This is a genomic window from Aeromonas hydrophila subsp. hydrophila ATCC 7966 (assembly GCF_000014805.1).
Taxonomy (GTDB): domain Bacteria; phylum Pseudomonadota; class Gammaproteobacteria; order Enterobacterales; family Aeromonadaceae; genus Aeromonas; species Aeromonas hydrophila.
In genome coordinates this window covers 367,226-385,220 of sequence record NC_008570.1, presented here as the reverse complement: position 1 = coordinate 385,220, position 17,995 = coordinate 367,226, and the positions used below count along the sequence as shown (strand labels likewise).

Here is a 17,995-nt window from a genome sequence, read left to right as displayed (position 1 = left end):
TCACTCCTTCTCTTTTTTCCCCACGCTGATGCCGAGCTTGATGGAGAGCACGGCCAGCAGCAGCAACATCATGATCAGCGAGAAGAAGTTGCTGCCAAGCTCGGGGTACTGCACCTTGACCAGCGCCGAGTGGCCGAACACGCCGATGAAGAAGCAGAGCAGCATGCAAACGGGTGTGTTGCCTTCCAGCGAGACATGACGATAGTGCTGGTAGAGCTGATAGGCAGCCAGCACCAGGGCGATCATCGGGAAGAAGGAGAAGGGCACCACCGACTCTGACAAGACCGTCAGAGAGGCATCACCACAGATGCCGATGAGCAGGGCCAGCAGCAGGGGTTTCTTCGGGATCGGGTTCTGATCATGCATGGAGCTGTCCATCCTTTGACTTAAGAGAGAGGTTCACGGCGCTTCTGGTTCTGGACCTCGGCGCCCATGGCGATCATGCGCAGCTGACGGATGGTGCGATCGGACAGAGCCCGGCACTCCTCGCTGGTCATATCGAGGGCATCGGCACCGGCGCTGAAGACGATGGTCACCATGGCTTCGGCCTGGATGTAGGCCTCTTCCCGCGGCGCCCCCGTGGTGGCCTCGAGGTAATCGGTCAGCTCGGCGATGAAGTGCTGGATCTCCCGCGCTACCGCCTGCCGGAATGCCGCCGAAGTGCCGGAGCGCTCGCGCAGCAGCAGCCGGAAGATGTTCGGATTGTTCTCGACGAACTCCATGAAGGTCTGCACCGAGGTGCTGATGACGCTGCCGCCCCCGGCGATGCGCTGGCGCGCCTGGCGCATCAGCTGGCGCAGTGTCAGGCCGCCTTCATCCACCAGGGTCAACCCCAGCTCCTCCATGTCGCGAAAGTGACGATAGAAGGAGGTGGGCGCTATGCCGGCCTCCCGCGCCACTTCCCGCAGGCTGAGGTTGGAAAAACTGCGGTTGGCGCACAGTTGGCTGAACGCCGCCTCGATCAGAGTACGCCGGGTTTTTTCTTTTTGTTGCGCGCGAATACCCACGAAAACAGTCACCTTCAGGTTATCGAGGCCAAATGATAACCCGAAGGCTGCGCCAGGATCAGGTTTGTCTCCTACTTTTTTCCATTGACCCGAATTCTGGCTGCATGGAGAATGGCGCACAGCTGTTCGCTGAAAGGAACCGAGTGAGATGGAACGCCCCCCGATCATCATGACCAACACCCTGCTGTTTGCCCTCTCCGGGCTGACCGCACTGATCGCCGTGCCCTGGTACGGCATGACCCATGGTTATGACCTCTGGCAGTGGGGCAGCTTCCTGCTGCTGTTCTGCTATTGCGGCATCTCCATCACCGCCGGCTACCACCGGCTCTGGTCCCACAAGGCCTACAAGGCACACCCGATCCTGCAGTGGATCTTCGCCATCGGCGGTGCCCTCGCCCTGCAAAACTCGGCCCTGCACTGGTCTTCCGACCATCGCCGCCACCATCGCCACGTGGATGACAACCAGCAGGATCCCTACAGCGCGGGACGTGGTTTCTGGTACTCCCACATCGGCTGGATGCTGCGCGAATACCAGGGTGAAACCTATCACGACTACAGCAATGTGCGGGATCTGCAGAACAACCCCATCGTCGTTTTCCAGCACAAGCACTATCTGGCGCTGACCCTGGCTACCAACATCGGCATCCCGCTGCTGCTGGGGCTCGTCCACGGCGACCTGCTCGGTATGTTGCTGCTGGCCGGGGTGCTGCGCATGGTGATGACTCATCACACCACCTTCTTCATCAACTCGCTGGCCCACATCTGGGGCAGCCAGCCCTTCACCGACCGCAACAGCGCACGGGACAACGGCATCCTGGCCTTCTTCACCTTCGGCGAGGGTTACCACAACTTTCATCACCTGTTCGAGAACGACTATCGCAACGGCATCCACTGGTGGCAGTTCGATCCCACCAAGTGGCTGATCCGCAGCGCCTCCTGGTGCGGGCTGACCCGGGATCTGCGCGCCTGTCCGGAAGAGCGGATCGAACAGGCCAGGCTGGAGATGCAGCTGAAACGGGCCCAGGCCAAGTTGCGCAAGCAGGATGACAGGGATCTGTGGCAGGCCCTGCTGCAGGAGGAGTACGACAAGCTGAACCAGCAGTTGCAGCACTACTACGCCAGCCGCAAACGCCTGCTGGAGCAGCGCAAGCGCAAGGCGCTGGCCCGCTATGACCAACTGAAGCTGCAGCTGGAGTATCGCAACCTGCACGATGCCTTCATCGCCGCCAAACGCAACTGGAGCCGACTGCTGGCAGGCATCGCCTGACCTAGGACCATCGGGCTGAACAAAGAAAAAGACCGCCAATCGGCGGTCTTTTTCTGGGCACGGCTCAGCCAGCGAGCCATAAAAAATGGGGTGACACTCGCATGTCACCCCCTCGCAAATAGCATGTTCCATATTGGAATCCGGTCCTGCCGGGCTCTGCTCCTGTTTCCTGAGTTTCCGCTACCCATCTGAAGCAGGTGCCTGCTGGAGCAATCCAGTCGGCCAGTTCCCTTCACGACCCTCTTCCGCACGGCGGCAAGCCACCGTGTTGTCCTTGCAGTTGAAATATTACGCAGATAAATAAAATAAAAAACCGTTTTATGCGCCCATGTATGCAAGTAGCCACCCTTCATGGAACTTCAGTCAGAAAACAATACGATTAAAAACAATATGATAAACCAGTTCATCGCCATAGGATGGCAAACGTTATCCTCGAAGGCGCACAAGGCTTTGCGAGATCTCGCACACGCTCGGCCCGCTCACAACCAGCGCTGCAGTGGCAACCAGTCACTGACCCTGGCCAGCAGGCGGCGCAGGGTGGAGGGCGGGGCCGCCACCGAGTGGGAAGAGCGTTGCTGCCAGGTCGCCAGCCACTGCTGCAACTCGGCACACAATGCGGGACAAGCCAGATGCAGCACCAGCTCGGTGTTGAGCAGCAGAGAGCGCGGATCCAGATTGAAGCTGCCGAGCAGCGCCTCCTCCTCCCCCACCAGGATCAACTTGGCGTGCAGACTGAGCGACTCTCCCTCCAGTTCCGACAGTGCGATGCCCTGCCGTATCAGCCAGGGGCGGTGACGGCGATAGGCGCCGTACACCAGCGGCACATCCGTGCTGGCCAGGGAGTTGGTCAGGATGTCAATGTTCACCCCCGCCTGCCGCTGCTGCCTGAGCCGGCGGCGCAGCCCCCGGGTCAGGATGAGATAAGGGGTGACCAGACTCAGGGTGCCTTGATTGTCGGCCAGCTTACGCCAAAGCAGGCGGGCGGTGGTGGGTCGAGACACCAGCCCCTTGCCGGGTCGATCAAACCAAACTTCTGCCTGTCCGGCATGCCAGCGCAGAGGGACGGGTTCTGGATCGAACAGGCTGGCAGGCAGGTCATAGACGGCCGCCACCTGCGGCTCGTTCATGGTCAGCAGAAAGTCGTTCACCACCTGCACCTCGGCCCGTTGCAGCGGGCGCCGCAGCAGACGGCGGATCGGGTGGCTCCAGCGGCTGCGCCAGAATTGATCGAACCCCTGCTCGGCCTGCTGGCAGAGCGGGCCGCGGCAGGCGAGATCCAGATCGACGAACTGAGGCGCCCCACCGAGCCCGAAGTAACGATCCCCGATGTTGCGACCGCCGATCACCGCCTGGCTGCCGTCCACCAGCAACAGCTTGTTGTGCATGCGGTGATTGATGCGGCGAAAGCTGAGCAGCCCTTCCAGCAGCAGAGTCAGCGGCCGCCAGCCACGCAACCAGAAGGGATTGAACAGGCGCACCTCGATGCCCGGCTGATGGGCCACCATCTCCAGGAAACGGTTGTCGCCGGCATAGAGGTCATCGATGAGCAGTTGCACCCGCACCCCACGCCGGGCGGCATGCAGCAGCTCCGCCAACAACAGCTTGCCGCTGCTGTCCTCCTCCCAACTGTAGTACTGGGCCTGGATCCGGCTTCTGGCGCCGCGGATCAGCTGGCAGCGCAGTTTGAGTGCCAGCTCGGGCTGGTCTATCAGGGCGAATTCAGCGGGGATCATGGCGTCATCCGCCTGTCATGAGGAAATGGCATAACGCTGGCTAAGGGCCTCGTAGCAACAGGATGAAGGAATTTACCATGGAACTCACGGATCGCCCCGCCATCAGTCACAGACCGCAGGCTAGTGAGCCGGATCCCTCGCCAAGCGGCCAGCTGACTCCCTGGTATTTGCAGCATAAGGATCAGGCCTGGCAGCCCTTCGCCCCGCCCACCCAACCGCACTAGCAGGACGTCAGGGCTGGGCCACCGCCTCGATGGCGGCCGCCTTGCCCTCTAGCTGGGGCAGGCTGAAACGGTAGGCCACATAGTACTTGTAGATGGTGCTGACATAGTTGATGGGCCCCTGGCCCACCTCATTGGCCACCAGCTGCTCCACGTTGCCGAACCAGACGTTGGGATCCAGCCCGGCGGCCTCGGCCTTGGCCCTGAGCGCCTGCACCCGGTTCGGGCCGGCATTGTAGGCCGCCAGCGCAAACAGATGGCGGTTGAGCACGTCCAGCTTGGGATCATTGAAATAGGTGTCGAGGATCAGCCGCATATAGCGGCAAGCCGCCTCCACATTGCCCTCCAGACTGGCAAGCCGGGCGCCGCGAATGCCCACCTCGCCACCGGTGCTCGGCAACAGCTGCATGATCCCCACCGCCCCCCGTTCGGAACGGATGTTGGCATTGAGCCCTGACTCCTTGTAGGCCAGCGCCGCCAGCATCAGCCAGTCCAGCCGATACTTGTCGGCCTGCTGCTCCAGCACCTTGCGGATGGTCGACAGCCTGCCCAGCGGATCCGGCGCCAGTATGTTGCTCATCTGGTCGTTGCGCGCCAGCAGACGGCGCAGAGCCATGTCGCTGTAAAGGGTACGCTTGCCGGCATCGGCCAGATAGTCGTTGACCGCCTTGAGCAGCTCGGGACTGTTGTTGCGCAGGGCCCAGGCGCTGCGGCCATTGTCCCGCAGCGGGATCAGCTTGTGGGCCCGCAGCCCGCTGATCATGCCGAGCCAGATCCGCCCCTTGAAGCTGTCGGTCACGGTGAGCGGTATGATGCCGGCCGCCACCATCTCCAGCAGATCCCCGTCCTGCAGATATTCAGGCACCGTCTCGATATAGATGGGCGGCAGCCCCAGCTCGCGAAACAGCCAGTTGAGCTGACGCAGGCTCTCGTAATAGCTGGAGCTGGCCCGCACCCAGACCCGCCGGCCGGAGAGCTGGGTAATGCGGTTGAAGGTCGGCAGGCTGTGCTGGCTCACCACCCACTCTTCGATGGGGGCGATCACCGGGTTAGAGAAGGTCACCTGTTCGCGCCGGGTCGGCGTCACCGTCATGTTGGCGGCCACCAGATCTCCCCGCCCCTCGGTGAGGTAGTCCAGCAGCTTGTCCTGACGCACCGGGATGTAGATGATCTTGAGCTTGATCTTCTCCTTGGCCAGGTAGGTCTGATTCAGCCAGCGCTCGAATCCCTGCAGCTGGTTGACCAGGATGCCGTGCTGGGCCCCCTTGTCGAAGAAGAAGAAGCCCCGCTCATAGACCACCAGGGCCCTGAGCTCTTTCTTTTGCAATATGCTGGCGAGATCCCCGGGCTGGGGCAGCCGTTGCGGCTTGAGATCCGCCGCCAGCAGCGGCAGCGCACACAGAGCGAGCAGGCCCCAAAGCCAGCGTCGTCTCATGATGCAAGCGCCTGCGGTTGCTTCGCCGCGAGCGGGAGCCAGTCCAACGGGTGGCAAATAAAGGTGGGGAAAATGGCGAAGAACCAGCGCTGAACCATGATGAGATCGCCTTCTGTTGGCCGACTCGCGTCGGGCAAAACCGTCTGTGGGATAACTAACTATAGAACGTGGACCCACAGCAGAAGGGTCAACACGGCAGGCAAGCCTGCCGTGTCATCAGCAGGCTCAGATAGAGCGGGCACGCATCTCGAAAATGAGTTTTTCGGCGGTGCAGGTGAATTGCAGGCGGGCTTTCAGGATCACGCCGTTGGCGCCCTGACTGAGTTCGCTGCTGCTTGTGGCTTCGGCAGTGACCTGCTTGGCCAGCGCCTCGTAGGCGGCCAGCTTGGCGCGAGCGTCGGCTTCTGCTGCGGCCTCGATCACCAGCTCCATCACATCGTCACCTTCGCCGATGATGGTACCAATTTCGGCGAAGCAGCCGCAGCTGTCACAGGTCTCGTTCAATTCCACTTTCTCTTCTACGGACATCATTCAACTCCCACTTATTTCGGCTGTGATTCATCGTCACGCAAGGCTTTACGAAAATCCCTGATGGCGGTGCCCAGATCTTCCCCGGCGCCGGCAAGGCGTTTGCTACCAAACACCACGACCACGACGACGAGCAGGATCAACAAATGCCAGATATGAATTCCACCGAGTCCCATAGGGATACTCCTGACTGATAGATACCGATTGTTTGTATCAAAAGAAGGCGCAAAGATTGTTGGGCAAAATCAAGACAGGTGCAAGTTTGCAAATAAATCATTCAAAAAATACGGCGACCCAGGGTCGCCGTATTGCTTGATGCTACTTGTCCCCTCAACCACTACATCCTGTACCAGCCGCCATCGAAGGCGAGAGACGTTTCGAGCATAAATTCGCCTAGATATGAAAACAAATGGTATAAATTCATCTAAGAATTGAAGAGGATTCATATCATGTTACTGGAACAGTTGGGGCGCATCGACCTCAATCTATTGATTATCCTGCAAGTATTGCTGGAAGAGCGGAACGGCAGCCGGGCGGCCCGTCGGCTGCACCTGAGTCAGTCTGCCGTCAGCAAGGCGCTCGGCCGGCTGCGGGAAACCTTCGACGACCCCCTGTTCGTGCGCTCGGCCTACGGGCTGGAACCCACCGCCCGCGCCCTCAGTCTGCAGCAGCAACTGCAGCCCATCCTGCTGTCGCTCGACAACCTGATCCAGCCGCCGGATTTTGACCCGACCACTACCGAGCGGGAGTTCGTCATCGCCAGCATGGACAGCGCCTTTACCCTGTTCGCCCCGCTCTACCTGAGCGAGCTGAAACGGCAGGCCCCCGGCATTCGGCTGCGCTACGAGGAGTGGACCGAGAACAGCCTGACCGAGATGAGCCAGGGCCAGGTGGACATCGCCTTCACGGTGCGGGAGAACTGCATCAACTCGGACTTTCGGCTCGACACCCTGCCCAACGCCATCTGCCAGCGGCTGCTCGCCATCGACGATCTGACCTGCCTGGTGCAGCACGACCACCCCGCCCTGCACGAACCGGAGTGGGATCTCACCCGCTACCTGGCCTATCCCCATGTGCAGACCTATTGCGAGGGGCGCGACCGCTGGATGCTGGATCACAAGCTGGCGGAGCAGGATCTCTATCGCCGCATCGAGGCGACCGTGCCCTCCTTCGAGGCGGCGCTGCGGATGGGCATGCACTCGGACATGATAGTGACCCTCTCCCGGCTCTACGCCCGCCACGCGACCCAGGTCTATCCGCTGGTGCCGCTGCCGCTGCCCATCGCCCTCGACAGCATCTCCCACCTGCTGATCTGGCATCAGCGTCACGAGGAGGATCCGGGCCACCGCTGGCTGCGGGAGACCCTGCTGACCCTCATCATGGGCAAGCTGGAGCCAACAGCGGCCGAACCGTCCTGATATCAGTACCGGGACGAAAGACCCTGACGGTCACCACGCCGGCTCACAGGCAAAAAAACGGGGCTCGTCGAGCCCCGTGTCTTTTCTGTTGGCCTGCCGGCCGGTCAGTTCTGACCGGTTACCGCCAAGTAGTGGTGCACCCCGTCGAGCAGCATCTGCACCGAGATCATCACCAGCAGCATGCCCATCAGACGCTCCACCGCGGTGAGTCCTCGCTCACCCAGCAGCTTGTTGAATACCTCGTAGAACATCAGGATCACCGCGCTGGCGCCCCAGGCCATCAACAGCGCCAGCGACCAGTCCGCCATCCGGGTCGGCTCCTGGTTGGCCAGCAGCAGCAAGGACGCCAGGATCGAGGGGCCGGCAATCATGGGGATGGCCATGGGCACCAGGAAGGGCTCCTCACCCGCAGCCAGCCCGGTCACTCCACCTTCACTCGGGAAGATCATCTTGATGGCGATGAGGAACAGGATGATGCCGCCGGCGATGCTGACCGCCTCCTGCCGCAGGTTGAGGAAATTGAGGATCTGCTGGCCGACGAACAGGAAGGCCATCATGATCACCAGTGAAAACAGCAGCTCCCGCATCATCACCTTGCGCCGCCGCTTGGGATCGATATGACGCAGGATCGACAGGAAGACCGGCAGGTTGCCCAGCGGATCCATGATCAGAAACAACATGACGGCAGCGGAGAAAGTGTCCATACAACGCCCAGGCTAAGCCTTCAACAAAAGGAGGGGAAAGAGGGCGAAATATAACAAAGGCGGCGGGATTCGGCGAGCGCGGCGGGCGCTCGCCGGCGGGGATCAGCCGTGGTTGCAGATCTTGTCGGCGTGAGTCTGGAAACCCTGCTCCGATTCGATGAACTTGCCGCGCTTGGCCAGGAAGTCGATCAGGGCCTCGGCATCCATCTCGCTGGCGCTGCAGGTGTGGAAACGAGCCTCGGCACCGAAGCGCTCGTCGATGGCCTGCTTGAGGCTGGCCCGGGTAAACTGGCCGCCATGCGCCAGCATCATCTCCATCACTTCGTGACCGTGTACCGATTGAGTCATTGCAAACCTCTTGAATAGACATATTTGATGCCTATTAAATCCTGCCCCACTGCCGACGACCTTGATATAGGCCAACAAATTGCCGATTTCCCTGCGTCCGTACTGGTGATGGCCGCGGCTTTGTCGATAATGTGGCAACCTGAGCAGGGGATGGCTACACTAACGCCCCTTTTTGCCACCGCAGACCGAATATAAGGACATTGGCGTCATGCTGTTCCATGGACTGGCTTTCAAGCCCTGGCGGATCTGGACCCGCCGCCCGCTCTGGTTGAAGACCCTGCTCGGCATGCTGACGGGGATCGGGCTCGGCGCCGGTTTCAGCGAGCAGGCGTTGCTGCTCAAGCCCATCGGCGTGCTGTTCGTCAACACCATCCAGATGCTGATGGTGCCCCTCATCTTCTGCTCGGTCATCGCCGGCCTCACCTCGCTGCTCAAGGGCAAGACCCTCGATCGGATCGCCGGCAAGGCCATCGGCCTCTACCTCTGCTCCACCGCCGTCGCCATCTGCATCGGCCTGATGATGGGCTGGCTGCTGGAGCCCGGCATGGGCGCCAACATGGGGCCCTATGAGCGGGTCGGCATGGCGGAATCCCCCACCCTAGCCAGCGTGCTAAGCCACTTGGTGCCGCGCAACCCGGTGCAGGCCATGGTGGATGGCAAGATCCTGCAGGTGATCGTGTTCGCAGTGGCCCTCGCCCTCGCCCTCAACGCCACCGGTCGGCGCGGTCGCCCCGCCATCCTGTTCTTCACCTCGCTGGCGGAGGGGATGTTCAAGCTGACCCAGATGGTGATGGCACTGGCCCCTTACGGCGTCTGCGCCCTGATGGCCTGGATGACCGGCAAGTACGGCATGAGCCTGCTGCTGCCGCTGCTCAAGGTGATCGGTGCCGTCTACCTCGGCTGCCTGCTGCACGTGCTCGGCGTCTACAGCAGCCTGCTGATCCTGCTGGCCCGCCTCAATCCGCTGCACTACTTCAAGAGCATCGTCGATGCCCAGGCGGTGGCCTTCACCAGCAGTTCCAGCAACAGCACCCTGCCCATCAGCCTGGCCTGCGCCGAGCGCCGGCTCGGGGTCTCTCCCGCCATCACCGCCAAGGTGCTGCCCATCGGCGCCACCATCAACATGGATGGCACCGCGCTCTATCAAGGGGTTACCGCCCTGTTCGTGGCCCAGGCCTTCGGGGTGGATCTGCACATGGTGGATTACCTGACCATCATCAGCATCGCGACCTTGGCCAGCATCGGCACGGCGGGCACGCCAGGCACCGGCCTGATGCTGCTGACGCTGACGCTGACTGCGGTGGGACTGCCGCTGGAAGGGGTGGCGCTGATCGCCGGGATCGACCGGATCCTCGACATGGCGCGCACCACGGTCAACGTCTCCGGCGATATTCTGGTATCCGTGTTGATTGCCCGCAGCGAGCGGGAACTGGATCTGGCGACCTATCACGACGCCAGCGCGGGCGAGGACATCGACTTCACCCTGCGCTGAGGCAGGGCGAGCGATTAATTTTCGTGGGGATCGTGGTGGCAGCGCCAGCAGACATCGAAGTTGGCGCCGTTCTCCTCCCCGCATTGACCACACAGCCAGCCGTTGCCCTGGCGCTGCTGATAGCGCTCGATGACCCGCCCAGCCTTGCTGCGATCCTGTTCGCGCACCATCAGGGTCACCTGCAGCAGGTCCACCGGCAGTTCGCCCAGGGCGCCCGACAGCGCCTCGCCATTGAGCCGCACCGGCACCCCCTCCACTTCCAGCGCCCCTTTCAGGGCATGGGCCTCCAGCGAATGGGAAGCCCGATACAGATTGATCCAGTGATCCATGTCTTCCCCCTCAGATCCACTCACGATGCCGTGACCACGGCACCGCCTCTGACCGGCTACAGCAGAGTATCGATGCCGTAGTCGGCCCCCTTGGCCACGATGAAGTCGATGAACACCCGCAATTTTCGCGGCATCAACCGCCGTTCCGGAAACAGCAGGTAAATCGGCACCCTGGGCTGCTGCCACTCGGGCAGCACGGACACCAGGGTCCCGCTCGCCAGCTCCTCGTGGCAGAGCATGGCGGGCAGGGAGGCGAGCCCCAGCCCGGCCTTCGCCGCCTCTCTGGCACAGGTTATATTATTAACCCGAAAGCGGGAGGGAGGGTCAACCAGCACCTCCTTGTCATCCCGCTCGAAGCACCAGTGCGACGCCAGAAAGCCGCTGGTCACCGCCACCCGCTCATGATGCACCAGATCCTCGGGATGGGTGATGGCGGGGCTGCGCGCCAGGTACGCCGGACTGGCACAGATCAGGCGGGCGTTGCTCCACAGCCGCCGCGCCGCCAGGTTCGAATCGCTCATGTCGCCGATCCGCACGATCGCATCCAGCCCCTCGTTGATGGGATCCACGATGCGATTGGTCAGCTCCAGCTCCACCTGCAGGCCGGGATAGGCCTGCAAAAACTCCGCCACCAGCCTGCCCACCACCAGCTGCCCTGCCTCGATGGGTACCGCCAGCTTGAGGGTGCCGGTCACCTCCTGCTGGCTGGCACTCACCATCAGCTCGGCCTGGGCCAGCTCGTCCACTGCCTTGCTGCAGCGCAGATAGTACTGCTCGCCGGCCTCGGTCAGGGTGAGCTGGCGGGTCGAACGGTAGAGCAGCCGCACGCCGAGGCGCTGCTCCAGCTCGGCGATGCGCCGGCTCACCGTCGCCTTGGTCATGCCCAGCTCCTGGGCGGCCGCCGTGAAGGAACCCTTGTCGACGATCCGCACTAGAATCAATGCAGCGTTCAGATCCATTGTTGCACCAGTGAAACTGTATATCTCATAAATGGATACTAATCGAAACAGTCGGCCAGTGTTAGCCTGCCTCTCTTAAGTTCAGGAATCCCCCACATGAGTCAACACAAGAAGATCCCCCTGCTGGCAGCCATGATCCTGGCCCTGCTCGGCCTGCTGTTTGCCGGTTACTGGTATCTGCACGGCCGCTATTTCGAGAGCACCGACAACGCCTACCTGCAGAGCGAGGTCACCGGCATCGGTTCCAAGCTGTCCGGCTACATCAGCGAAGTGCTGGTGACCGACAACCAGCCGGTGAAGGCCGGCCAGCTCATCGCCCGCCTCGACGACCGGGAGTACAAGACCAAGGTGGCCGAGGCCGAAGCCGACCTGCGCCTCAATCAGGCGACGGCGGAAAATCTCGCCGCCACCCGCACCCAGCAGCTGAGCCTCATTCGCCAGGCCGAAGCCAAGGTCAGCTCGGCCAATGCCGAACAGGTGCGGGCCCAGCAACAGGTGCGCCGCGTCAGCCAGCTCAACCAGCGCCACTACAGCTCCCAGGACAGCCTGGACGAGGTGCGGGCCGGCCTGCAGGTCAACCAGGCCCAGGAGCAGGAGGCCAAAGCCGCCCTGCAGGCCGCCCGCGAGCGGCTGCTGGTGCTGGATGCCGAGGCCAAGCAGAACCAGGCCAAGCTGGCATTGAGCGCCGCCCAGCTGGAGCAGGCCAAGCTGGAGCTGGCCTATACCGAGCTGCGGGCACCGGCCGACGGCATCATCGGCAAGCGCAGTCTGCGGGCGGGGCTCTACGTCCAGTCCGGCATGCAGGTGGCCAGCCTGGTGCCGCTGCAGCAGGTGTGGGTCGAGGCCAACTTCAAGGAGACCCAGCTGCTCCACATGCAGCCCGGCCAGAAGGTGGAGGTGATCCTGGATGCCTATCCGGATCAGCCGGTCGAGGGGATCATCGACAGCCTGGCCCCCGCCACCGGCGCCAAGTTCGCCCTGCTGCCGCCGGAGAACGCCACCGGCAACTTCACCAAGATCGTGCAACGGGTGCCGGTCAAGATCCGCATTCCGGAGCCGGGGCCGCTGGCGGGCAAGCTGCTGCCGGGCCTATCCACCGAGGTGATCGTCGACACCCGCAGCCCTGATCCCGTGGTCGCGGCCCACTGATGGAACCCATCCCGCGTCGCAACTGGATCGCGGTCATGGGGGGCCTCATCGGCGCCTTCATGGCCATCCTCGACATCCAGATCACCAACGCCTCCCTGAAGGACATTCAGGGGGCCCTGTCGGCTACCTTGAGCGAAAGCTCCTGGATCTCCACCTCCTATCTGGTGGCGGAGATGATCGCCATCCCGCTGAGCGGCTGGCTGAGCCGGGGGCTGAGCGTGCGGCGCTACCTGCTGTGGACCACCGGCGCCTTCATCGTCGCCTCCGTGCTCTGCTCATTCAGCTGGAACCTCACCAGCATGATCGTCTTTCGGGCGCTGCAGGGCTTCACCGGCGGGGCGCTGATCCCGATGGCCTTCTCCCTCATCGTCAGTCTGCTGCCGCTGCACAAGCGGGCCACCGGCATGGCGTTGTTCGGCCTGTGCGCCACCTTCGCCCCCGCCATCGGGCCGACCCTGGGTGGCTGGCTGACCGAGCAGATGTCCTGGCACTACATCTTCTACATGAACGTGCCGCCGGGACTGCTGGTGATGGCCATGCTGGCCCATGGGCTCGACAAGAAGCCGGTGGACTGGGAGGTGATCAAGCGGGTGGATCTCATCGGCATCGTCACCATGGCGGTGGGACTGGGCCTGTTGGAAGTGGTGCTGGAAGAGGGCAACCGGGAGGACTGGTTCGGTTCCAGCTTCATCGTGCGGCTTACCGTCATCTCGGTGGTGGCGCTGGTGTTTTTCGTCATCAGCCAGCTGCTGCGGCGCCACCCGCTGGTCAACCTGCGGCTGCTGCACAACCCGCGCTTCGCGCTGGCCTGCTTCGCCTATCTGGTGCTCGGCATGGCGCTGATGGGTTCCATCTATGTGCTGCCGCTCTACATGACCCAGATCCACAACTACAACGCGCTGGAAATCGGCGAGGTGTTGATGTGGATGGGGCTGCCGCAATTGCTGGTACTACCGCTGGTGCCCAGACTGACCCACAAGATAGATCCGCGCTATCTGGTGAGCTTCGGCTTTCTGGTGTTCGCCGTCAGCTGCTTCATGAACATGAACATGAGTGCCGACTACGCCGGGCCCCAGCTGATCCAGTCGCTCATCGTGCGGGCGCTGGGCCAGCCCTTCATCATGGTGCCGCTCTCCCTGGTGGCGACCGCCAGCCTGACCCACGACGAGATCCCCTCCTCCTCGACCCTGCTCAACGTGCTGCGCAACCTGGGCGGCGCCTTCGGCATCGCCATCATCGCCACCCTGATCGACAACGACACCCGCATCCATGTCAGCCAGATCAGCAGCACCCTAGCCGCCAGCAGCATAGAGGGACAGAGCTACCTGCTGCAGCTGGCCCAGACCATGATGGCGCAGGGCTCCGGCCCCGAACTGGCCCGTCAGCAGGCCCAGGCCATGCTGTCGAACACCATCAGCCGGGAGGCGGCCATCATGGCCTACAACCAGGTGTTCTTCGTGATGGGCATCTTCCTGCTGCTCGCCAGCGGCCTGATGCTGCTACTCAAGCAGCCCGCCCCCAGGGCAGCGGATGCCGAACCGCTCGAGGCGTGAAAAACGATGAAAATGGAATAGCAAAACGGGCCTGAGGGCCCGTTTTTTTGTCTGCACACGCCCCTTGGTGAGGGGACAACTCAGCCACAGTCACCCTGCCAACGAGGCGGCAATCAGAAACTGGGCGGCGAAGTAGCTGGTCATCACCCAGGCGGTGGCATGGGGGAAGGGGCGGCGGAAGCGGTCCAGCGCCAGCATGCTGTCGGAGAAGAGGAACATCAGCGCCCCCACCAGGGCGGCGGCACTGCCGGCGGTGAGGGAGGCATGCCAGGCGCCGGCGGCAACCCAGGCCATGCCGATGATCACCAGCATGTAGCAGAACACGGGCACCTTCATCTCCCCGAGCTTGCCCCACAGCAGGCCGAACACCATGCCGGCCACCAGCAGCAACAGCAGGCCATCCACCAGATTCAGCACCAGCGGCCCCTGGGCGAAGCCGACGATGTAGCAGAGGTGCGCGACAAAAAACGCCGCCAGCCCCTGAATGAAGCGGTCGCTCGGCAACATCAGCAGCACGTCGCCGGCCAGCGACAGGCAGAGACCGAGCAGGATCCAGGCGTGGGAACCGTCGTGGTCATAGCTCTGATAGCCGAAGGCCAGCGCTATGATGAGCAGCATGGTCAACGGCTTGCTGATGTAGAACTGACGGGAGTCTGAGCCATAGGCCGCACGAATGTGCCACCAGCCCGATGCGATGATCAAGAAACTCAATAACATGCCCTGCTCCTCACGTGTTGCTCGCAGTCATACGGCAACATCTTCTTGCTGACAAGCAGAGTAACAAATTCCCCCGCCCAGTGGCAGAGGCGCTCAGCAAACGAGCAGTCTACGCCTAAAGTCTAATTGTCCCGCCCACCCTGTTCGGGCATAAGGGACGGGTCCGGAGGATCACCATGGAAGACGCAATGAAAAACTATCTGCCCGCTATCGATATCATGATGTGCCACCTTGGCATCAGCTTCGAGCAAGCCTGTGAACAGCTGGGCCTGAGCCAGGTGGAACAACAGACCCTGAGCCTGCTGCAGGAGCAGGATCCGCAGGAATAATCCCTCCCGGTGATGGATATCATGATGTGCCACCTTGGCATCAGCTTCGAGCAAGCCTGTGAACAGCTGGGCCTGAGCCAGGTGGAGCAACAGACCCTGAGCCTGCTGCAGGAGCAGGATCCGCAGGAATAAGCCCCCAGCGGGGAGCATGAAAACGGCGCCATGATGGCGCCGTTTTCATTGACCCTGGTTATGCTCGCACCACCCTGCGCCTTTGCAGCCAGACGATTAGCGCAAACAGCAGGAAACCGGGCAGCCACATCAGCTCCTTGCGCCAGCGCTCGGTGGGCGCCTTGACCATCATGATCTCCTGGTCAAACTCCATGCCGGCTGCCGCCGCCGGACTGCCGAAGGTGACGCTGTCGATCAAGGTCTTGCCATCCTGCTCATAGAGCGCGAGCCCCAGGCTGGCGAGGCGGGCTTCCCCATCCTCCCCTGCCGGCACCGCCAGCAGCACGGTCGACTGACGCAGCTTGCCCACCGCATCCTCACCCTGGATCCGCAGCCGCAGAGTGCTCTCCGCCTCCACCTCGCCCAGGGTCTGGGCCAGCTGGGCCGGCGGCGTCTCGCGATAGGGATCGTGCACCATGTCCATCCAGAAACCGGGGCGGAACAGGGTGAAGGCCACCAGCAACAGCAGCACGCTTTCGTACCAGCGACTCTTCACCAGAAAATGACCCTGGGTGGCGGCGGCGAAGATCAGCATGGCAACGGTGGCCACCATGAAGATCAGCACCCCGTGGGCAAAGTCCACGTCGATCAGCAGCAGGTCGGTGTTGAAGATGAACAGGAACGGCAGCGCGGCGGTGCGCAGGCTGTAGTAAAAGGCGGTGATGCCGGTCTTGATGGGATCGCCCTTGGAGACGGCCGCCGCCGCGAACGAGGCGAGCCCCACCGGCGGCGTCACGTCGGCCATGATGCCGAAGTAGAACACGAACAGGTGCACCGCGATGAGCGGCACGATCAGCCCGTTCTGCTGCCCGAGCGTCACCACCACCGGCGCCAGCAGGCTGGAGACCACTATGTAGTTGGCGGTGGTGGGCAGCCCCATGCCGAGGATGAGGCTCAGCAAGGCGGTCAGCAGCAGCATCAGCAGCAGGTTGCCCATGGAGAGCATCTCCACCAGATCCGCCAGCACCAGACCAACCCCGGTCTGGGAGACGGCACCGACGATGATCCCCGCCGTGGCGGTGGCGATGCCGATGCCGATCATGTTGCGGGCACCGGCCACCAGCCCCTCTCGCAGATCGATCAAGCCGTCCTGCAGGGAGCCGTAATCGTGCCGGCCATCGCTGCGCAGCCAGTTGAGCAGCGGCCGCTGGGTCAGCAGTATGATCACCAGCATGACGGTGCCCCAGAAGGCCGACAGCCCGGGCGAGAGCCGCTCCACCATCAGGCACCACACCAGCACCACCACCGGCAGCAGGAAGTGCAGGCCGGAGAGCAGCACGGTACGGGTGTTGGGCAGCTCGGTCAGCGGCTTGTCCGGATCTTCCGCCGCCAGCGGCTCATTGCTGGCGGCAATTTTCAACAGCCCCAGATAGGTGGCGGCCAGCAGCAGGGCGATGCCGGGCAGGGCATAGTCGCCCAGCGCCGGCTTGAGCCAACCAAGGCCGTAGTAGACCGCCATCGACAGCCCGCTGATCAGGGCGGCGCCAAAGGCAAAGCCGGTCAACCGGCGCAGCCAGGGCTTGGGCTGATGGTCGCCGATGGGCTGCATGCCGAGCTTGAGCGCCTCCAGATGGACGATGTAGAGCAGCGCTATGTAGGAGATGGTCGCCGGCAGGAAGGCGTGCTTGATGATCTCGACGTAGGGAATGCCCACGTACTCCACCATCAGAAAGGCCGCGGCCCCCATCACCGGCGGCATGATCTGGCCGTTGACCGAGGAGGCCACTTCCACCGCCCCCGCCTTCTCGGCGCTGAACCCCACCTTCTTCATCATGGGAATGGTAAAGGTGCCGGTGGTCACCACGTTGGCGATGGAGGAGCCGGAGATAAGGCCGGTCAGGCCGGAGGCCACCACCGCCGCCTTGGCCGGGCCGCCGCGCAGGTGACCGAGCAGGCTGAAGGCGAGCTGGATGAAGTAGTGGCCGGCACCGGCCCGCTCCAGCAGGGCACCGAACAGCACGAACAGGAACACGAAGCTGGTGGAGACGCCGAGGGCGATGCCGAACACCCCCTCGGTGGTGATCCACTGGTGGTTGGCCAGCGCGGTGAAGCTCACCCCGCGGTGAGCCAGCAGGCCCGGCATCCAGGGCCCCGCCAGGCTGTAGGCGAGAAATACCAGGGCGATCACCGCCAGGGCCGGCCCCAGCGCACGGCGGGCGGCTTCCAGCAGCAGCGGAATGCCGATGCAGGCGGTCACCAGATCGGCGGTGGTGAGGTTGCCCGGCCGCTGGGCCAGCGCCTCGTACATCACGAACAGATAGGAAGCGGCACCGGCGGCCACCAGCCCGAGCGCCAGATCGCCGAGCGGCACCCGGTCGCGCGGCGAGCGGCGAAAGGCCGGGAACACCAGATAGGCCAGCAGCAGGGCGAAGGTGAGGTGAATGGCACGGGTCTCGGTGTCATTGAGCACGCCGAAGCCCAGCATGAAGGGCAGCGGCGAGGCGATCCAGAGCTGGAACAGCGACCAGGCGAGCGCCAGGGTGGTGATGCACCCACCCATGATGCCGAGCGGCAGACGCGCCCCCACATCCTGGGCGATCAGTTCCTCGGTAGAGAGTTGTTTATCTTGCATAGGGGTTAACTTGTGCCAACGAGTACAACGACACGACACCCGCTGCCACGGGCTGCGGCAGGC

Annotated in this window: 20 protein-coding genes; 8 read left to right on the top strand and 12 right to left on the bottom strand. The window is 62.9% G+C overall.

The genetic code is table 11. From position 1 onward, the window contains the following. Together AHA_RS01830 and fabR are read right to left on the bottom strand one after the other, a co-directional pair. Positions 1-366, bottom strand: a complete 366-nt coding sequence (locus AHA_RS01830; protein WP_113995426.1) for a YijD family membrane protein — start codon at positions 364-366, stop codon at positions 1-3. Between the two features lie 20 nt (positions 367-386). Then, positions 387-1,007 (bottom strand): HTH-type transcriptional repressor FabR, encoded by a 621-nt coding sequence (fabR, locus tag AHA_RS01825; protein WP_005308043.1) that lies wholly within the window; start codon positions 1,005-1,007, stop codon positions 387-389. A 148-nt stretch (positions 1,008-1,155) separates the two neighbouring features. On the opposite strand from fabR, the gene AHA_RS01820 reads away from it, so the two are divergent. Beyond that, positions 1,156-2,274, top strand: a complete 1,119-nt coding sequence (locus AHA_RS01820; protein ID WP_011704344.1) for a fatty acid desaturase — start codon at positions 1,156-1,158, stop codon at positions 2,272-2,274. Between the two features lie 479 nt (positions 2,275-2,753). Here AHA_RS01820 and AHA_RS01815 read toward each other — a convergent pair whose 3' ends face one another. After that, positions 2,754-4,007 carry a phospholipase D family protein gene (locus AHA_RS01815; RefSeq protein WP_011704343.1) on the bottom strand — a complete coding sequence of 418 codons (1,254 nt, stop codon included), beginning with the start codon at positions 4,005-4,007 and terminating at the stop codon, positions 2,754-2,756. A gap of 77 nt (positions 4,008-4,084) precedes the next feature. Here AHA_RS01815 and AHA_RS21665 point away from each other — a divergent pair, with 77 nt between their 5' ends. Further along, a complete protein-coding gene (locus AHA_RS21665; protein WP_165444123.1) occupies positions 4,085-4,231 on the top strand; it encodes a hypothetical protein in 147 nt (48 codons plus the stop codon). A gap of 7 nt (positions 4,232-4,238) precedes the next feature. Here the strand turns inward: AHA_RS21665 and AHA_RS01810 are convergent, their stop codons facing one another. The 3 genes from AHA_RS01810 to tatA all read right to left on the bottom strand — a co-directional run bounded on the left by AHA_RS01810 (position 4,239) and on the right by tatA (position 6,367). Further along, positions 4,239-5,663 carry an MltF family protein gene (locus tag AHA_RS01810; RefSeq protein ID WP_045528755.1) on the bottom strand — a complete coding sequence of 475 codons (1,425 nt, stop codon included), beginning with the start codon at positions 5,661-5,663 and terminating at the stop codon, positions 4,239-4,241. 225 nt (positions 5,664-5,888) lie between these two features. Continuing rightward, positions 5,889-6,191, bottom strand: a complete 303-nt coding sequence (locus AHA_RS01805; RefSeq protein WP_011704341.1) for a DUF406 family protein — start codon at positions 6,189-6,191, stop codon at positions 5,889-5,891. Positions 6,192-6,205: 14 nt separating this feature from the next. After that, positions 6,206-6,367 carry a twin-arginine translocase TatA/TatE family subunit gene (tatA, locus tag AHA_RS01800; RefSeq protein WP_005308036.1) on the bottom strand — a complete coding sequence of 54 codons (162 nt, stop codon included), beginning with the start codon at positions 6,365-6,367 and terminating at the stop codon, positions 6,206-6,208. A 273-nt stretch (positions 6,368-6,640) separates the two neighbouring features. Between tatA and AHA_RS01795 the strand changes: the two genes are divergently transcribed. Further along, the gene (locus tag AHA_RS01795; protein WP_011704340.1) at positions 6,641-7,609 is read left to right on the top strand and encodes a LysR substrate-binding domain-containing protein; all 969 of its coding nucleotides are present in this window, start codon (positions 6,641-6,643) and stop codon (positions 7,607-7,609) included. Between the two features lie 104 nt (positions 7,610-7,713). Here AHA_RS01795 and AHA_RS01790 read toward each other — a convergent pair whose 3' ends face one another. Both AHA_RS01790 and AHA_RS01785 read right to left on the bottom strand, forming a co-directional pair. Continuing rightward, positions 7,714-8,313: a YhgN family NAAT transporter gene (locus AHA_RS01790; protein ID WP_010635400.1), complete on the bottom strand. Its 600-nt coding sequence runs from the start codon at positions 8,311-8,313 to the stop codon at positions 7,714-7,716. Positions 8,314-8,415: 102 nt separating this feature from the next. Continuing rightward, the gene (locus AHA_RS01785; protein ID WP_019839960.1) at positions 8,416-8,661 is read right to left on the bottom strand and encodes a YecH family metal-binding protein; all 246 of its coding nucleotides are present in this window, start codon (positions 8,659-8,661) and stop codon (positions 8,416-8,418) included. A gap of 208 nt (positions 8,662-8,869) precedes the next feature. On the opposite strand from AHA_RS01785, the gene AHA_RS01780 reads away from it, so the two are divergent. After that, positions 8,870-10,153: a dicarboxylate/amino acid:cation symporter gene (locus tag AHA_RS01780; RefSeq protein ID WP_026080178.1), complete on the top strand. Its 1,284-nt coding sequence runs from the start codon at positions 8,870-8,872 to the stop codon at positions 10,151-10,153. Positions 10,154-10,167: 14 nt separating this feature from the next. Here AHA_RS01780 and AHA_RS01775 read toward each other — a convergent pair whose 3' ends face one another. Next, the gene (locus tag AHA_RS01775) at positions 10,168-10,482 is read right to left on the bottom strand and encodes a putative signal transducing protein (RefSeq protein WP_011704337.1); all 315 of its coding nucleotides are present in this window, start codon (positions 10,480-10,482) and stop codon (positions 10,168-10,170) included. 56 nt (positions 10,483-10,538) lie between these two features. Continuing rightward, positions 10,539-11,441: a LysR family transcriptional regulator gene (locus AHA_RS01770; RefSeq protein ID WP_011704336.1), complete on the bottom strand. Its 903-nt coding sequence runs from the start codon at positions 11,439-11,441 to the stop codon at positions 10,539-10,541. A 96-nt stretch (positions 11,442-11,537) separates the two neighbouring features. Between AHA_RS01770 and AHA_RS01765 the strand changes: the two genes are divergently transcribed. Both AHA_RS01765 and AHA_RS01760 read left to right on the top strand, forming a co-directional pair. After that, positions 11,538-12,590, top strand: coding sequence for an HlyD family secretion protein (locus AHA_RS01765; protein ID WP_011704335.1), 1,053 nt, complete (start codon positions 11,538-11,540; stop codon positions 12,588-12,590). After that, positions 12,590-14,143, top strand: coding sequence for a DHA2 family efflux MFS transporter permease subunit (locus AHA_RS01760; RefSeq protein ID WP_011704334.1), 1,554 nt, complete (start codon positions 12,590-12,592; stop codon positions 14,141-14,143). Before AHA_RS01765 ends, AHA_RS01760 begins: the two co-directional genes overlap by 1 nt. A gap of 90 nt (positions 14,144-14,233) precedes the next feature. Here AHA_RS01760 and AHA_RS01755 read toward each other — a convergent pair whose 3' ends face one another. After that, on the bottom strand, positions 14,234-14,860 hold the full coding sequence (locus AHA_RS01755) for a lysoplasmalogenase (RefSeq protein ID WP_011704333.1): 627 nt from the start codon (positions 14,858-14,860) through the stop codon (positions 14,234-14,236). 188 nt (positions 14,861-15,048) lie between these two features. Between AHA_RS01755 and AHA_RS01750 the strand changes: the two genes are divergently transcribed. Beyond that, positions 15,049-15,189 (top strand): hypothetical protein, encoded by a 141-nt coding sequence (locus tag AHA_RS01750; RefSeq protein WP_016349126.1) that lies wholly within the window; start codon positions 15,049-15,051, stop codon positions 15,187-15,189. A 9-nt stretch (positions 15,190-15,198) separates the two neighbouring features. After that, on the top strand, positions 15,199-15,321 hold the full coding sequence (locus AHA_RS21925; protein WP_269146588.1) for a hypothetical protein: 123 nt from the start codon (positions 15,199-15,201) through the stop codon (positions 15,319-15,321). A 58-nt stretch (positions 15,322-15,379) separates the two neighbouring features. Here the strand turns inward: AHA_RS21925 and AHA_RS01745 are convergent, their stop codons facing one another. Beyond that, positions 15,380-17,932: a TRAP transporter permease gene (locus AHA_RS01745; protein ID WP_011704330.1), complete on the bottom strand. Its 2,553-nt coding sequence runs from the start codon at positions 17,930-17,932 to the stop codon at positions 15,380-15,382. Positions 17,933-17,995 lie beyond the last annotated feature (63 nt).

Bases quoted from the DNA above. Each gene is read 5' to 3' on its own strand.
- AHA_RS01805 (WP_011704341.1), bottom strand. From the start codon at position 6,191: ATGTCCGTAGAAGAGAAAGTGGAATTGAACGAGACCTGTGACAGCTGC.
- AHA_RS01815 (WP_011704343.1), bottom strand. From the start codon at position 4,007: ATGATCCCCGCTGAATTCGCCCTGATAGACCAGCCCGAGCTGGCACTC.
- tatA (WP_005308036.1), bottom strand. From the start codon at position 6,367: ATGGGACTCGGTGGAATTCATATCTGGCATTTGTTGATCCTGCTCGTC.
- AHA_RS01765 (WP_011704335.1), top strand. From the start codon at position 11,538: ATGAGTCAACACAAGAAGATCCCCCTGCTGGCAGCCATGATCCTGGCC.
- AHA_RS01830 (WP_113995426.1), bottom strand. From the start codon at position 366: ATGCATGATCAGAACCCGATCCCGAAGAAACCCCTGCTGCTGGCCCTG.
- AHA_RS01745 (WP_011704330.1), bottom strand. From the start codon at position 17,932: ATGCAAGATAAACAACTCTCTACCGAGGAACTGATCGCCCAGGATGTG.
- AHA_RS01810 (WP_045528755.1), bottom strand. From the start codon at position 5,663: ATGAGACGACGCTGGCTTTGGGGCCTGCTCGCTCTGTGTGCGCTGCCG.
- AHA_RS01775 (WP_011704337.1), bottom strand. From the start codon at position 10,482: ATGGATCACTGGATCAATCTGTATCGGGCTTCCCATTCGCTGGAGGCC.
- AHA_RS01785 (WP_019839960.1), bottom strand. From the start codon at position 8,661: ATGACTCAATCGGTACACGGTCACGAAGTGATGGAGATGATGCTGGCG.
- AHA_RS01760 (WP_011704334.1), top strand. From the start codon at position 12,590: ATGGAACCCATCCCGCGTCGCAACTGGATCGCGGTCATGGGGGGCCTC.
- AHA_RS01750 (WP_016349126.1), top strand. From the start codon at position 15,049: ATGAAAAACTATCTGCCCGCTATCGATATCATGATGTGCCACCTTGGC.
- AHA_RS01780 (WP_026080178.1), top strand. From the start codon at position 8,870: ATGCTGTTCCATGGACTGGCTTTCAAGCCCTGGCGGATCTGGACCCGC.
- AHA_RS21665 (WP_165444123.1), top strand. From the start codon at position 4,085: ATGGAACTCACGGATCGCCCCGCCATCAGTCACAGACCGCAGGCTAGT.
- AHA_RS01790 (WP_010635400.1), bottom strand. From the start codon at position 8,313: ATGGACACTTTCTCCGCTGCCGTCATGTTGTTTCTGATCATGGATCCG.
- AHA_RS01770 (WP_011704336.1), bottom strand. From the start codon at position 11,441: ATGGATCTGAACGCTGCATTGATTCTAGTGCGGATCGTCGACAAGGGT.
- AHA_RS01755 (WP_011704333.1), bottom strand. From the start codon at position 14,860: ATGTTATTGAGTTTCTTGATCATCGCATCGGGCTGGTGGCACATTCGT.
- AHA_RS01820 (WP_011704344.1), top strand. From the start codon at position 1,156: ATGGAACGCCCCCCGATCATCATGACCAACACCCTGCTGTTTGCCCTC.
- AHA_RS01795 (WP_011704340.1), top strand. From the start codon at position 6,641: ATGTTACTGGAACAGTTGGGGCGCATCGACCTCAATCTATTGATTATC.